Here is a 13,795-nt window from a genome sequence, read left to right on the forward strand (position 1 = left end):
GAAACAAAAAAACGCTTGTGAAGTTTCGTTTAAATCGGAATAATTGTGAAAAAGTATTTGATTAATTAACTGACTGAAAATAATAAAGTGGAGGAAAAGAAATGTCCAATTTAAAAGTACCAAAAGCAACGGCAAAAAGATTGCCGATTTATTACCGTTATTTGCGTTTTTTGCATGATGCAGGCAAAGAACGTGTTTCTTCGACTGAATTAAGTGCAGCAGTAAAAGTTGATAGTGCTACTATACGCCGTGACTTTTCTTATTTTGGAGCTTTAGGAAAAAGAGGTTATGGTTATGATGTTGAAGACTTGATGAATTTTTTCAGCAAAACATTGAAACAAGATCGTTTGACTAACGTAGCTTTAATTGGTGTAGGGAATTTAGGCCATGCTTTATTGAATTACAATTTTCACCAAAGCAATAATATGCGGATCAGCGCTGCCTTTGATATCAATAAAGAAATCGTTGGAACTATCCTAAGCGGAGTACCTGTTTATCCGATGAGCGAAATGGTTGAACAACTTCGCTTACAGCAAATCGAAGTGGTCATTTTAACGGTACCTACGGAAGTAGCCCAAGAAACCACAAATGATTTAGCAGAAGCAGGAGTTAAAGGTATCATGAACTTTACGCCTATCCGGATTTCTGTACCAAAGAGTATACGTGTTCAAAATGTTGACTTAACAAATGAATTGCAAACGTTGATTTATTTCTTAGATCATTACAATACGGATAAAGATAAAGACAAGAAAGACGAAGAATAAAAAAGCGGCAACCTTATTTAGGTTTGCCGCCTTTTTTTATCTTCAAATAAATTTCAAGAATTTTAGACCCTCGGATAAAATCATTGGTTGCGAAGATAACAAACAAAATTGGGAAAATACCCCAACCATCTGAGGATACGGAGTTGATGGTAAACCAAACAAAAAGAACAGCCATCAAGTAATTAAAAACAATTTGCATGATAAAATTTTTATTATTCATATAGTAAAAAAATTCCTTTCTCTATTAACAAGCCTTATAAGAATAAGTTGAGTAAAACCACTACTGTATTCATCAGTACATGTGCGATAATCGGAGTGGCGATGTTTTTAGTTTTTACGTACAGATAAGAGAACACAAAACCGATCGTTGAATAAAGCAGAATGTGACTGTCAAAATGCATGAAAGCAAACAGTAGTGAGCTAATGACCGCTGCTCCAACTCCACCTGTGATATCATAGAAGAACCCAAAAATAACTTTTCGGAAAACAAATTCTTCCATAATCGGTGCCATAATAGAAACAATGATCAGGTATAAAGGGTATTTGTCGATGGACAATAAAATTTGTTGTGTGTTTTCTGAGCCCATGGGTAAGCCTAGTAAAAAAATTTCAATCAAGGTAGCCGCATATTGAGCAGCTAAGGCCATAAAAATACCCAGTATTCCCCAAAGAATAACGGTAGACCGTGGTGCTGAAGGACTCAATGTAATGCTGTTCCGGATATTCGATTTTCGGTTAAGCAGAAGCATAACGAAGGCGCCTGCAGTAAAAGAAAAAATATTACCATAAATCAAAGCTTCTGTTTGGTAACTTTGAGGAGCTAAGACAATGATCAAAACCGGTAAAAACTGTGCCAGAATGTAAACCAGCGTCATAACAATAGCGGTGTGACTTAGTGCTTTTTTCATATGTGTTTACGAACCTTCTTTTTTAGAAGTAATGGTACTTCTTTATTTAATTTCTCGTTGAACCAAAAGCTTCATTATGCAAAGAAAAATGAAGCATAATCTTATTATAATGAAATAAGTTTCATTTTTCAGTATAACATAAGATGTTCAGCAATGTTTAAACTTTTGTATCCTTTTAAGCTGTACAAGCGAAGGATAAGAATCAAAAAAACAGTTTTTTCGGTTCTTATTTTCGTCAAAAGACTTGCAATTGAAAGCGAATTTGATTATGATAAAAGAGTGGTTTAGCACTCGGTATTAAAGAGTGCTAAATAGAGATGAATCAGATAAGAAAGATGGAGGGATTTACGTGTTAAAACCATTAGGAGAGCGTGTCATTATTGAAGTCGCCAAAGAAGAAGAGAAGACTGTCAGCGGGATTGTTTTACCAGGTTCAGCGCAAGAAAAACCCCAAACTGGATCGATCATTGCAGTCGGCGAAGGTCGCATACTGGAAAACGGTTCAAAAGTTGAATTGTCTGTCAAAGTTGGCGATACGGTATTGTTTGAAAAGTATACTGGGACAGAAGTCAAATATGAAGGCAAAGAATATCTTGTATTAAGAGAACAAGATATCGTTGCAATTGTTGAATAACAACTAAACAAATAAACGAATAAAAATAAAAGTTAACGAAGCAACACAAATCTATCGATGAGGTGAAGTAAAAATGGCAAAAGATATTAAATTTTCAGAAGACGCCCGTGCAGCAATGTTACGCGGAGTGGATATTTTAGCAGATACAGTCAAAGTTACATTAGGACCCAAAGGAAGAAACGTTGTTTTAGAAAAATCTTTCGGTTCTCCTTTGATCACCAATGATGGTGTAACGATCGCCAAAGAAATCGAATTAGAAGATCATTTTGAAAATATGGGAGCTAAACTAGTTGTTGAAGTAGCTTCAAAAACCAATGATATTGCTGGTGACGGTACTACAACAGCTACTGTTTTAACACAAGCCATCGTTCGTGAAGGATTAAAAAACGTAACTGCTGGAGCTAACCCGGTCGGTATTCGCCGCGGAATCGAATTGGCAACTAAAGTAGCCGTTGAAGAATTATTGAATATTTCTAAAAAAATCGAAACAAAAGAATCGATTGCACAAATTGCTGCTATTTCATCAGGCGATGAAGAAACAGGTCACTTGGTTGCAGATGCAATGGAAAAAGTTGGCAACGACGGAGTCATTACGATTGAAGAATCTAAAGGAATTGAAACAGAATTAGATGTTGTCGAAGGAATGCAATTTGATCGTGGTTACTTATCACAATACATGGTAACAGATAACGATAAGATGGAAGCCGTTCTAGAAAACCCGTATCTATTGATCACAGACAAAAAGATTTCGAATATCCAAGATGTTTTGCCTTTATTAGAACAAATATTGCAACAAGGTCGCCCATTATTGATTATTGCAGATGATGTTGACGGAGAAGCACTGCCAACTTTAGTTTTAAATAAATTACGCGGAACATTCAATGTTGTAGCCGTTAAAGCTCCTGGGTTTGGAGATCGCCGTAAAGCAATGTTGGAAGATATCGCTATTTTGACTGGCGGAACAGTGATTACAGAAGATTTAGGCTTAGAATTAAAAGATACAAGTATTGCTGAATTAGGACATGCAGCTAAAGTAGTTGTGACAAAAGAGTCGACGACTATCGTTGAAGGTGCTGGTTCTTCAGATAACATCATGCAACGTGTAGCGTTGTTGAAATCACAAGCTGCTGAAACAACTTCTGAATTTGACCGCGAAAAATTGCAAGAGCGTTTAGCAAAACTTTCTGGCGGAGTGGCTGTGATCAAAGTTGGTGCAGCTACTGAAACAGAATTGAAAGACCGCAAGCTTCGTATTGAAGATGCTTTGAATGCAGCACGTGCAGCTGTTGAAGAAGGAATTGTTTCCGGTGGAGGAACCGCCTTGATCAATGTTCAAGCCAAAGTTGCTGAAATCGTTGCTGAAGGCGATGTGGAAACTGGCGTGAAAATCGTTTTACGTGCTTTAGAAGAACCTATCCGTCAAATCGTTGCCAATGCTGGTCTTGAAGGATCCGTTATTGTTGAAAAACTGAAACATGTCGAAATGGGGATGGGCTTCAATGCAGCTACTAACGAGTGGGTCAATATGATTGATGCAGGTATTGTTGATCCAACAAAAGTTACACGTTCAGCACTTCAAAACGCTGCAAGTGTTGCGGCATTGTTGTTGACAACTGAAGCAGTAGTAGCAGACCAACCAACGCCAGATGCGCCAATGGGTGGCGGCATGATGGATCCCGGTATGGGCGGTATGATGTAAGAAGGATTTGTAGAGTAATTCTTAGTGAAATATCAACATTTTGCTAACTTTTGATTTTAAAACAATTAAATTTGATTGATTAGAGAAGACCTTTTGTGAGTTCACTGAACTTATAAAAGGTCTTTTTTTGATTTTAAAAGCCTATGAGAGATAGTTTCAAACCGTAGCTTTTACCGGTATACTAAGCTTTAAAAAGTAAAAGAAGCGGCGTGAAAAAATGAAGGGAATGAGGGACAGAAAATGATCAGAAAGTATTTGAAAAGAATTTTTATTAGGGACTACGATCCCTTTGCGATAAAATTAGGTTATCAAAAATGGAAAGAGGCTAAAGAAAATACGTTTGCCATTTTTTATTCTGAACGGGATGCTTGGTGGTTTGCTACCGAACTCCCAGATAATAAGTGGGCAGTTTGGAATGATGAAGGCCAAATGCCACACCCTTTTACCGTGTTTTCTACCTGGGGAGAAGCTATTGGTTATCTTCGTGAAGTATTTGAACAAGAAGGATTCCCTGAACAAAATTGGAAACCCGAAGGTTACAATGAAGGAGAGGATGTCTTTCTAAAAAGGCCAGATAAAAAAATGTGCGAAGAGGTTAGATTATTTGTAATGGAACGGTCTTTCGAATAACATGTTAATATTTATCATTTGGAAGGTGAAGAAGATTAGCGCTATGCACTCAGCTAACTGATGCAAAACCGATTGTATGGAAGGGTTATTCTGGGGAACCGACTTGTCCTTTTACTTCTTTCAAGCTTAGTCTTATCGCTTTACTCTATTTTCCGTTTTGATATACTTGTGATACTATTCGCTGCATCTTTTATTAATGAAGAGAATATGGTTTAGCGAATAAGAACTGGCTGATAACAGTACTCTAAAACAGGCGGTGTCAAATGAAAAAAACAACTGGAACTATCTTATTAATGATCAGCAATATTTTATCTACAGGAACGCTGATAGTTATTTCCTATGGATTGGTTAGGCTCAGCACCATAGAAATCGCAGGGGCGCCTCCTTCCTATACAGAGGCGATTCAAATCATATTCATAGCTTTAATGTTCGAAGCGGTGAAGTGGTTTAGTTTTTACCAAGTTGTTTATAAAAACAAAACTTTCTATCTGGTCCCTTATCTTTTATTGAGTATTTTATTAGCTACTGCAGGGTTCAGACAATTGTTAGCATTACTTTTGGGAATTCTTTATTTTATTTCAACGGTGCTGCTGTTTTTCGCAACTAAAGACATTCAAACTAAAAGCGAACCGCTTTTAACGGATAATAGCGAAACAGGAAAAACTCTCAAAACGAGATTAGAGAAAACAGGATTTTTTTTATTGACTGCCGCTACCATTTATAATGGAGTCGGTTTGGTGCATTCGTTGGTGACAATGGAACCGTACTTAAGAAACCAACCAACGGTTTTAGTGCAAGTCATTCTCATACCGTTAATGGTGATGCTAGTGTCTTTTTATGCGTTGGTTAAATTATGGGAAAACCGTTATTCTCTTTGGAAATACTTATTTCTGGTATTAGCGATTTCTTATGGGTTCTCAAGTTTAAAGCTGTGGTTTATTGGAAAACAAGCCGGTATTTCATTTATGGCATTTGACTCTAATCCGATTGCGATTTTTATAGCAACACAAGCAACGCTTGTTGGAATTTATTTAATTGGTTTTACGCTATTAACTAGAGAAGCACACCGTAAATGAGAAAAGAGGTTGGGACAAAAGTCCCAACCTCTTTTGCATATCCGAATATTTATTCTAGAACGTGTTCCAAAAAGCAGACCCGACGTCCACTTCACGAATAATGCTCGATGGTCTGTGACCATACAGCGCTTATCCGTTCCAGTTTCCTTAGCCCTTGCAGCTTTAGCTGCTTAGGGATACGGTATGTGAAGTAGAAGATTCGGGTCTAAACGCTTTTTGTCTCACTCCCTTTTTTTATTTTTTAGAAACTAGAATTTTCAAAATACTATTACCAGGGATTTGCGGCGGCAACGACCGGGTGGTGATTGGTTCAGGAATTAAAAAAACAGTGACAGAAGTTCCAGCCTTGATATCTTCAACATTCACTTTTTCATGAGTTTCAGCATTTAGAAGGGGAACTTCTTTTGTTAAAAGAATGACTTCATCAAAAGAAAGGGAGCGTTCATTTGCTTCAACCGGTTTTAAGTTGCTTACTGTAAGCTGCTGCTCATTGGTTATGCCGTCTTCTTTTACAGTTCCGTTGTATTCCACACTTTCTGTTGGTGAAGAGCCAGAAAAGGAATGTGCGGAGTCGGATGTGCTGTCTTTTTTTACAAGTCTGCAGCCACTAAGAAATAAAATGATTGTTAACACAACAGTTAGTCTGAGATTCTTTTTCACTTTGAATTAGCTCCTTATTTTAGCTTATTTAGTCTCTGCTTTCAATCTATACTGAATGTATTCAAAAGTAAACTGGAGAGCCTTTTGGCCAAATGATATGTCGCTTGTTTTTTATTTCAAGAGCTCTTTTCTTCTATTCGGCAAGCGAATGGAGTAAACTAAGAGGATAGAAAGGTTATTTTTTAAGGAGGGAAATCAATGAGTTTTTTATCTATTATTATCCAATTGGTCTTAGGGATCTTATTTTTAGCGTTTGGTTTTGTTAAATTCAGCTCTAAACAAAGAGCGGAGGCATTTGATCGCTATGGTTACCCTCAGTGGTTCAGGCCGGTTTCTGGAGTCATTGAAATTATTGCAGCTATTTTAGTTCTTTATGGTATTGTCAACCAAACTTCAGCAGCGTGGGGTGGGGCACTAATTACGATCATTATGATCGGAGCTATTTTTACTCAAATTAAAATTAGAGATCCTTTACAAAAAATCTTGGTGCCAGTTGCAGTCTTGATTTTAGGGGTACTGATCATGGTTTTGAATTGGCCCTTTATTCTAGGACAATAAAATTAAATAAAACAAAAAAACGGTTCTCTTTGAGAACGTTTTTTTTGTGATTACTCAAGGAAAAACAAGTGGTCTTTTCTCTGTTATAAAAGGAAGAATCTCTTAAAAAAACAGAGTGATAAAGTTGTTTTTGGAGTTTTTATGGTATGATATTAAGCAAGAAAGCAAATTAGTAGTTGGGAGAGAATCACATGAATAAGGTCTATCCAGATGATAGTTGGGCGTTACATACCGATCTGTATCAAATCAATATGATGAAAACCTATTGGGAATTGGGGAAAGCAGATAATCATGCGGTATTCGAATGCTATTTTAGAAGCAATCCATTTGAAAGCGGCTATGCTATTTTTGCAGGTTTAGAACGCGTCATATCCTATATTAATCAATTAAAATTTTCTGAAACAGATATCGAGTATTTAAGAGATGTTGGCGATTATCCAGAGTCGTTTTTGGAGTATTTAGCTGAGTTCAAATTTAGAGCCACGATTCGTTCTATGGTGGAAGGCGAGGTTGTCTTTGCCAACGAACCTATTATTCAAGTTGAAGGACCTCTGGTAGATTGCCAATTTGTTGAAACAGCAATTTTAAATATTGTTAATTATCAAACGCTGATTGCGACAAAAGCTTCACAAATCAAAACGGTCGTCGGAAATGAGCCTGTTTTAGAGTTTGGATCAAGAAGAGCTCAAGAAATGGACGCTGCTATTTGGGGAACGAGAGCTTCTTATATCGGAGGCTGCGATGCTACAAGCAACGTGCGAGCTGCAAAAATATTCGGTATCCCAGCCAGCGGAACACATGCACACTCTCTAGTCCAAGTTTATCGGAATGACTATGAGGCTTTTAAAGCTTATGCACTGACGCATAAAGATTGTGTTTTTTTAGTGGACACATATGATACGCTAAAATCAGGCGTTCCAACAGCTATTAAAGTTGCCAAAGAAATGGGAGACAGCATCAACTTTTTAGGTGTTCGATTAGACAGCGGAGATATGGCCTATATTTCTAAAAAAGTCCGCCAACAATTAGATGCCGCTGGTTTTCCGGAAGCTAAAATTTATGCTTCGAATGATTTAGATGAAAAAACTATTTTAAATTTAAAAATGCAAGGAGCCAAGATCGATGTCTGGGGTGTGGGGACAAAATTAATTACGGCTTATGACCAACCAGCACTAGGAGCCGTATATAAGCTGGTTTCCATTGAAGATGAAAATGGCCAAATGGTCGATACATTAAAAATTTCCAGCAATGCGGAAAAAGTTTCGACCCCCGGTAAAAAACAAGTTTGGCGAATCACTGGTAACGACGACGGAAAATCAGAAGGCGACTACATCACTTTGTGGGAAGAAAAGCCAGATGAAGCAAAAGAATTATTTATGTTTCATCCAGTCCATACGTACATCAATAAAACAGTGACCAATTATACAGCTCGTCCATTGTTGCAAGAGATCTTTGTAGATGGTGAACAAACTTATGTACTGCCATGCTTAGGCGAAATCAAAGACTATGCGACAGCGAGTTTAGATGCTCTATGGGAAGAATACAAACGGAGCTTAAATCCAGAGCCTTATCCGGTAGACTTGTCTCAGGACGCATGGGATCATAAGATGAACTACATTGCGGCTATTCGAAAAAAAATCAATGAACAAGAGTTGTAAGACAAAATGCAGAGCAGCAAGCCCAAAAGAACCGTTTTTTAGCGGTTCTTTTTTGTTTGGCGGTTTGAAAAAATAGAGAGCTCGCCTGAATTGTGCTATACTAAACAGCAGAAAACAACATAGAAAGAGGTTGGAAAGATGACAAACTTACAAGAAAAAATCATTAAAGAATTGCATGTTTTGCCTGAAATAGATGTTCAGCAAGAAATTCGGAAAAGTGTGGATTTTTTAAAAGCTTATCTTCATAAACACCCTTTTTTAAAGACTTTAGTATTGGGCATCAGCGGCGGACAAGATTCAACATTGGGCGGGAAATTAAGCCAAATCGCATTAACGGAAATGCGAGAAGAGACCGGCGATACTGAATACGGTTTTATTGCTGTTCGCTTACCCTATGGGGAACAAACGGATGAACAAGATGCAATCGATGCGATTGATTTTATTGGGGCTGATGAAAGCGTACGGGTCAATATCAAATCTGCTACGGATGGAATCGTTATAGCATTGGAAGAAACCGGTGTGGAAATAAACGATTTTGTCAAAGGAAACATCAAAGCGCGGCAACGAATGATCGCTCAATACGCTATTGCTGGAATGTATCAAGGGGCAGTCGTCGGCAGCGATCATGCAGCTGAATCAGTGACGGGTTTCTACACTAAGTACGGGGATGGCGGTTCAGATATTAATCCACTCGTGCGTTTAAACAAACGTCAAGGAAGGGCCATGCTTCAGGCTTTAGGTGCTCCTGAACATTTGTACCTGAAAATTCCGACGGCTGACTTAGAAGACAACAAACCTGGATTGGCTGATGAAGTGGCTTTAGGGGTAACTTACGATGAAATTGATGATTACCTTGAAGGGAAAGCGATCGATCCGGCAGCCGCTAGACAAATTGAAAGTTGGTACCTTAAAACAGAACACAAGCGGCACTTGCCGATTACCATTTTTGACGATTTTTGGAAATAATGTCATCGATTAAAGAACTAATTAAAAAGGCTGTTCTTAGGTTGAGAAGAACGGTCTTTTTCTTTAGGCAGAAAAGATTCAGGATTTGTTAGAAAGAGAGGGAAAGCAGTGAATACAGAATGGATTTCGATTGTTGTTCCATGTTTTAATGAAGAACAAGCTTTGCCATTATTCTATTCTGAATTGGAAGCTGTGCGTAAGAAACTCATAAACGCTGACATTGAATATATTTTTGTCAATGACGGTTCTAAAGATCGTACGTTAAAAGTCATTAAAGAATTTGCTAGTCAAAATCCAATCCGTGTAAGGTACTTATCTTTTTCTAGAAATTTTGGAAAAGAAGCAGCTTTAGCTGCCGGACTGCAACATGCTAAGGGCGATTATGTGGCTGTAATGGATGCCGACTTGCAAGATCCGCCAGAGTTGCTGCCAGAAATGCTGGCGTTGTTAAGAACTAAAGCCTATGACTGTATCGGAACTTGCCGCATTACGCGTAAGGGGGAACCACCCATTCGTTCATTTTTTGCCAAACGTTTTTACCAGCTAATGAATCGAATTTCAGATACTGAATTTGTTGATGGTGCTAGAGACTATCGCTTGATGACCAGGCAAATGGTTGACGCTGTTCTTTCTGTTAGTGAAGTGAATCGTTTTTCAAAAGGCATTTTCAGCTGGGTCGGTTTTGAAACCTATTATTTGCCTTACGAAAATAAAGAACGTGTGGCTGGAAAATCTTCATGGTCTTTTTGGAATTTGTTTAAGTACTCATTAGATGCGATTGTCAATTTTTCTGAGATACCGCTGACGATTGCTTCATTTGTCGGATTATTCTCTTTTGTTTTAGCTATCTTCTTCTTAGGAGTTATCATTATCCGCACATTGATTTTTGATGATCCAACAGCCGGCTGGCCTTCATTAGTAACAATCATCTTAGCGATTGGCGGCCTTCAACTTTTTTGTTTAGGAATTGTAGGGAAATATTTAGGGAAAACTTACTTAGAGACAAAAAAACGGCCATTGTATATTTTAAAAGAAACGGACCAAAATCAAAAAGAAAAAAACTGAAGTAAACCGTTTTGCTGAGGTAAAAGGGAGGTTAAAGAGATGTTGAAAACTTCTCGTTGGCAACAACAAAAACGTCATGCAGCCGAACAACCGTTAATGAGCCAACTATTAAAAGAGTTGGGGCTAACTTTAATCAGCGGCTTTTTAGTTGCAAGTGTTTCAAATTTTATACTGCAAGTGTTTCAAAACCAATTTAGTACAGAATTGGCGTTCAAATTTATCTTTGAATGGCATACAGAATTATTTTTATTGGGAACCAGTGTGCTTCTTATTCTTTACTTGTGGCTGGTCAGTTTGATCGGCAGTCGACGTATAGGGGCCTTAGTATTGCTAGTATTGGCTTTAGGAATGGGAATCGCCACACAACAGAAGATGGCCTTTCGTGAAGAGCCGATGTATCCTTCAGACTTTGCGATGGTCACGAATCTGCCTTTTTTACTTAAAATGATGGATGCTAGAGTTTTATGGTTGAGCGTAGCTGGAATAGGCATCCTTCTTGTAGGAGGATATTCTTTAATCAAATACTTCCGGAAACGAAATAAAACAACTGGTTATCAGAGAAAACCATTAAACAAAGGTTTGCGAGCAGGCTTACTCGTTTTATCCAGTATGGCTTTAGTTTACATCAATGCTTTTAATGATCCGGGGAATAGGGTCAAAGCAGCTTACAATGATTATGCTTATTGGATTCCGTACAGCCAAGAAATGAATTATTACAATAATGGTTTTGTTGGCGGTTTTTTATACAATTTAAATGTGTCCCCAATGGAGAAACCAGTGGGCTATTCAAAAAAACGTATCGAGCAATTAGTGGAAAAGTACGAAAAACAAGCTCAAACGATCAATAAGACAAGGACAGCTGTCTTAGACGATGTAAATATAATTTATGTGATGAATGAAAGCTTTTCAGACCCCACTGCATTAGCCCATGTTGGAGTATCACAAGATCCGATACCGAAAATCAGAACTTTAATGGAGCAGCACACAAGCGGCAATATGTTGTCGCAAGGCTATGGCGGAGGCACGGCGAATATTGAGTTCGAAGCTCTGACCGGGTTATCAATGGAACCTTTTGTTTCTAACTTAAGCACTCCTTATACCCAAATGCCTTCTCGCTTAAACCAGGTGCCATCGGTCGTTTCGTACTTACAGCAGTTAGGACATGCGACAACCGCGATCCATCCCTATAACACCTCGATGTACAAGCGCAAACAAGTCTATGAGGAAATGGGATTTGATACCTTTATTCATGAAGGCACGATGACATATGATGACAAACTTGAAAACAATCCGTATATTTCTGATTATGCAGCGTATCAAGAAATTCTCGCTAAACTGCAAGAAACAGATCGAGCGGATTTTGTTCATCTGGTAACCATGCAAAACCATATGCCTTATGCAACGAATTATCCGTCTACAGCATTCAAAGGCAGTCACACAGCTGATGATTCGGAAGCGGCTAATTATTATCAAGGCTTAGCCTATAGCGACGATGCTTTAAAAAATTTCTTGGACCAATTGCAGGATTTAGCAGAAGACACGATCGTTGTTTTTTGGGGTGATCATTTGCCAGGTTTTTATGGAGACGAAGTGGTAGCGGCCAATGATGAATTAACGATGCACCAGACGCCGGTCTTGATTGCTTCAACTAAAAAGAGTGAAAACGAAACATTGGATACCATTAGCCCCATCTATTTCATGAACCATGTTTTAAAAGCAGCAGGTGCGCCGGTTACTCCTTACTACGCGCTGCTGATGGAATTGGAAGACGTTTTACCGGCTTTTGAAAAAGGGATTTACCTCGAAAAAGGGTCGCAGACTGCAAAACAGTCAAGGGAAGAATTGACCGCGCCAACGCTGGAGATTCTACAGGATTATGACTTATTGCAATACGACACGACTGTTGGAGAGAACTACAGCAAAACAGCACACTTTTATTCAGAATAAGTGTGCTGGTTTTTCTTGACTTATGGTCTATACCATTTATAATAGAGAGTGACAAAGCGAAGGAGGAGAAAAAATGACAACAACTGTATGGATAAATGCTACCATTTATACAGGCAAAGAGAAAATCGAAGATGGGTTTATCCGTTACCAAGAAACCATTACAGACATCGGTAAAATGGCTGATTTCAAGAAAACTGAAAGCGATGCCGTTATTGATGCAGCTGGAAAAATATTAGTTCCAGGTTTTATTGATGTACACAGCCATGGTGGTTATAATTGGGACAGTATGGATGCTGATCCAGATGAAATCAACCAAATGATCCATGAAATGCAGAAAGAAGGAATAACATCTTACTTTCCAACGACCATGACGCAGTCTTATGAGAATATTGAAAAAGCCATGGTAGCCATTAAAGAAGCGGCAAAGACCAACCCGGTGATTCAAGGCATTCATCTTGAAGGACCTTTTGTATCTGCGGTATTTAAGGGAGCACAACCCGAAGAATATATTGCCATTCCTGATGCTGCTATGATGGACAAATGGAATGAGCTAAGCGGCGGATTGATCCGCTTAGTGACCTATGCTCCTGAAACAAGTGATGCTGCTGAATTTGAGCAATATTGTGTGGACCATAATATCGTCCTTTCAGTCGGTCACAGCAATGCGACGCGTGCTCAATTAATGGATTCAAAGGCTTCTCATATCACTCACTTATACAATGCTCAAAGAGGGTTGCATCATCGTGAACCTGGTGTTACGGGGCATGCATTCTTAGAAAAAGATATTTACTCGGAAATGATCGTTGACGGTTACCATATTACTCCTGATATGGTTAAAATTGCTTATCAAGCCATTGGACCAGATCATATCGAATTGATCACCGACTCTATGCGCGCTAAAGGCTTGTCAGACGGTGAAAGCGAATTGGGCGGACAAAAAGTATTTGTTAAAGACAAGCAAGCTAGATTGGCAGACGGTACATTAGCGGGAAGCGTATTGGAATTTCAAGATGCTTTTAGAAATATGCTGGCTTTCACAAGTTGCGGTATCGAAAATGCCGTTAAGATGAGTTCAGTCAACCAAGCAAGAGAATTCGGATTGTCTCAAAAAGGCACACTCGAAGTTGGAAAAGATGCAGATATGGTCGTTTTCGATCATGGATTAGCACTGGAACAAACCATTAGCTTAGGGAAAATGATTTTATAAAAACTACTACAAAAAGGATGGGG

At 38.5% G+C, this 13,795-nt stretch carries 14 protein-coding genes; 11 read left to right on the forward strand and 3 right to left on the reverse strand.

The features are described 5' to 3' along the window. Window positions 1-101: 101 nt before the first annotated feature. The gene (locus NY10_RS10345) at window positions 102-764 is read left to right on the forward strand and encodes a redox-sensing transcriptional repressor Rex (protein WP_058919873.1); all 663 of its coding nucleotides are present in this window, start codon (window positions 102-104) and stop codon (window positions 762-764) included. A gap of 13 nt (window positions 765-777) precedes the next feature. Here the strand turns inward: NY10_RS10345 and NY10_RS10350 are convergent, their stop codons facing one another. Together NY10_RS10350 and NY10_RS10355 are read right to left on the reverse strand one after the other, a co-directional pair. Further along, the gene (locus NY10_RS10350; protein ID WP_058919874.1) at window positions 778-984 is read right to left on the reverse strand and encodes a YdiK family protein; all 207 of its coding nucleotides are present in this window, start codon (window positions 982-984) and stop codon (window positions 778-780) included. A gap of 34 nt (window positions 985-1,018) precedes the next feature. Then, a complete protein-coding gene (locus NY10_RS10355) occupies window positions 1,019-1,672 on the reverse strand; it encodes a CPBP family intramembrane glutamic endopeptidase (protein WP_058919875.1) in 654 nt (217 codons plus the stop codon). Window positions 1,673-2,021: 349 nt separating this feature from the next. On the opposite strand from NY10_RS10355, the gene groES reads away from it, so the two are divergent. The 4 genes from groES (at window position 2,022) to NY10_RS10375 (ending at window position 5,711) form a co-directional block, all read left to right on the forward strand. Further along, window positions 2,022-2,306, forward strand: coding sequence for a co-chaperone GroES (gene groES / locus NY10_RS10360; RefSeq protein WP_058919876.1), 285 nt, complete (start codon window positions 2,022-2,024; stop codon window positions 2,304-2,306). A 73-nt stretch (window positions 2,307-2,379) separates the two neighbouring features. Next, entirely contained in the window at window positions 2,380-4,005 is a 1,626-nt protein-coding gene (gene groL, locus NY10_RS10365; RefSeq protein ID WP_058919877.1) for a chaperonin GroEL, read from the forward strand. A 240-nt stretch (window positions 4,006-4,245) separates the two neighbouring features. Further along, window positions 4,246-4,635 (forward strand): hypothetical protein, encoded by a 390-nt coding sequence (locus tag NY10_RS10370; RefSeq protein WP_058919878.1) that lies wholly within the window; start codon window positions 4,246-4,248, stop codon window positions 4,633-4,635. A 263-nt stretch (window positions 4,636-4,898) separates the two neighbouring features. After that, entirely contained in the window at window positions 4,899-5,711 is an 813-nt protein-coding gene (locus NY10_RS10375) for a hypothetical protein (RefSeq protein WP_058919879.1), read from the forward strand. A 234-nt stretch (window positions 5,712-5,945) separates the two neighbouring features. Here NY10_RS10375 and NY10_RS10380 read toward each other — a convergent pair whose 3' ends face one another. Continuing rightward, a complete protein-coding gene (locus tag NY10_RS10380) occupies window positions 5,946-6,371 on the reverse strand; it encodes a hypothetical protein (RefSeq protein WP_058919880.1) in 426 nt (141 codons plus the stop codon). A 198-nt stretch (window positions 6,372-6,569) separates the two neighbouring features. On the opposite strand from NY10_RS10380, the gene NY10_RS10385 reads away from it, so the two are divergent. The 6 genes from NY10_RS10385 to nagA all read left to right on the forward strand — a co-directional run bounded on the left by NY10_RS10385 (window position 6,570) and on the right by nagA (window position 13,772). Beyond that, window positions 6,570-6,929 (forward strand): DoxX family protein, encoded by a 360-nt coding sequence (locus tag NY10_RS10385; protein ID WP_082664235.1) that lies wholly within the window; start codon window positions 6,570-6,572, stop codon window positions 6,927-6,929. 191 nt (window positions 6,930-7,120) lie between these two features. Next, entirely contained in the window at window positions 7,121-8,587 is a 1,467-nt protein-coding gene (locus tag NY10_RS10390; protein ID WP_058919881.1) for a nicotinate phosphoribosyltransferase, read from the forward strand. A gap of 138 nt (window positions 8,588-8,725) precedes the next feature. Further along, the gene (nadE, locus tag NY10_RS10395) at window positions 8,726-9,553 is read left to right on the forward strand and encodes an NAD(+) synthase (RefSeq protein WP_058919882.1); all 828 of its coding nucleotides are present in this window, start codon (window positions 8,726-8,728) and stop codon (window positions 9,551-9,553) included. A 108-nt stretch (window positions 9,554-9,661) separates the two neighbouring features. Beyond that, the gene (locus NY10_RS10400) at window positions 9,662-10,618 is read left to right on the forward strand and encodes a glycosyltransferase family 2 protein (protein ID WP_058919883.1); all 957 of its coding nucleotides are present in this window, start codon (window positions 9,662-9,664) and stop codon (window positions 10,616-10,618) included. A gap of 39 nt (window positions 10,619-10,657) precedes the next feature. After that, the gene (locus NY10_RS10405) at window positions 10,658-12,565 is read left to right on the forward strand and encodes an LTA synthase family protein (protein WP_058919884.1); all 1,908 of its coding nucleotides are present in this window, start codon (window positions 10,658-10,660) and stop codon (window positions 12,563-12,565) included. A 73-nt stretch (window positions 12,566-12,638) separates the two neighbouring features. Continuing rightward, on the forward strand, window positions 12,639-13,772 hold the full coding sequence (nagA, locus tag NY10_RS10410; protein ID WP_058919885.1) for an N-acetylglucosamine-6-phosphate deacetylase: 1,134 nt from the start codon (window positions 12,639-12,641) through the stop codon (window positions 13,770-13,772). Window positions 13,773-13,795 lie beyond the last annotated feature (23 nt).

It is taken from the genome of Carnobacterium sp. CP1 (assembly GCF_001483965.1).
GTDB lineage: Bacteria > Bacillota > Bacilli > Lactobacillales > Carnobacteriaceae > Carnobacterium_A > Carnobacterium_A antarcticum.

What these genes read in the sequence shown, in the direction of transcription:
- NY10_RS10345 (WP_058919873.1), top strand. Translation starts at nt 102, where the DNA reads ATGTCCAATTTAAAAGTACCAAAAGCAACGGCAAAAAGATTGCCGATT.
- NY10_RS10350 (WP_058919874.1), bottom strand. Translation starts at nt 984, where the DNA reads ATGAATAATAAAAATTTTATCATGCAAATTGTTTTTAATTACTTGATG.
- NY10_RS10355 (WP_058919875.1), bottom strand. Translation starts at nt 1,672, where the DNA reads ATGAAAAAAGCACTAAGTCACACCGCTATTGTTATGACGCTGGTTTAC.
- groL (WP_058919877.1), top strand. Translation starts at nt 2,380, where the DNA reads ATGGCAAAAGATATTAAATTTTCAGAAGACGCCCGTGCAGCAATGTTA.
- NY10_RS10370 (WP_058919878.1), top strand. Translation starts at nt 4,246, where the DNA reads ATGATCAGAAAGTATTTGAAAAGAATTTTTATTAGGGACTACGATCCC.
- NY10_RS10375 (WP_058919879.1), top strand. Translation starts at nt 4,899, where the DNA reads ATGAAAAAAACAACTGGAACTATCTTATTAATGATCAGCAATATTTTA.
- NY10_RS10385 (WP_082664235.1), top strand. Translation starts at nt 6,570, where the DNA reads ATGAGTTTTTTATCTATTATTATCCAATTGGTCTTAGGGATCTTATTT.
- NY10_RS10390 (WP_058919881.1), top strand. Translation starts at nt 7,121, where the DNA reads ATGAATAAGGTCTATCCAGATGATAGTTGGGCGTTACATACCGATCTG.
- nadE (WP_058919882.1), top strand. Translation starts at nt 8,726, where the DNA reads ATGACAAACTTACAAGAAAAAATCATTAAAGAATTGCATGTTTTGCCT.
- NY10_RS10405 (WP_058919884.1), top strand. Translation starts at nt 10,658, where the DNA reads ATGTTGAAAACTTCTCGTTGGCAACAACAAAAACGTCATGCAGCCGAA.
- nagA (WP_058919885.1), top strand. Translation starts at nt 12,639, where the DNA reads ATGACAACAACTGTATGGATAAATGCTACCATTTATACAGGCAAAGAG.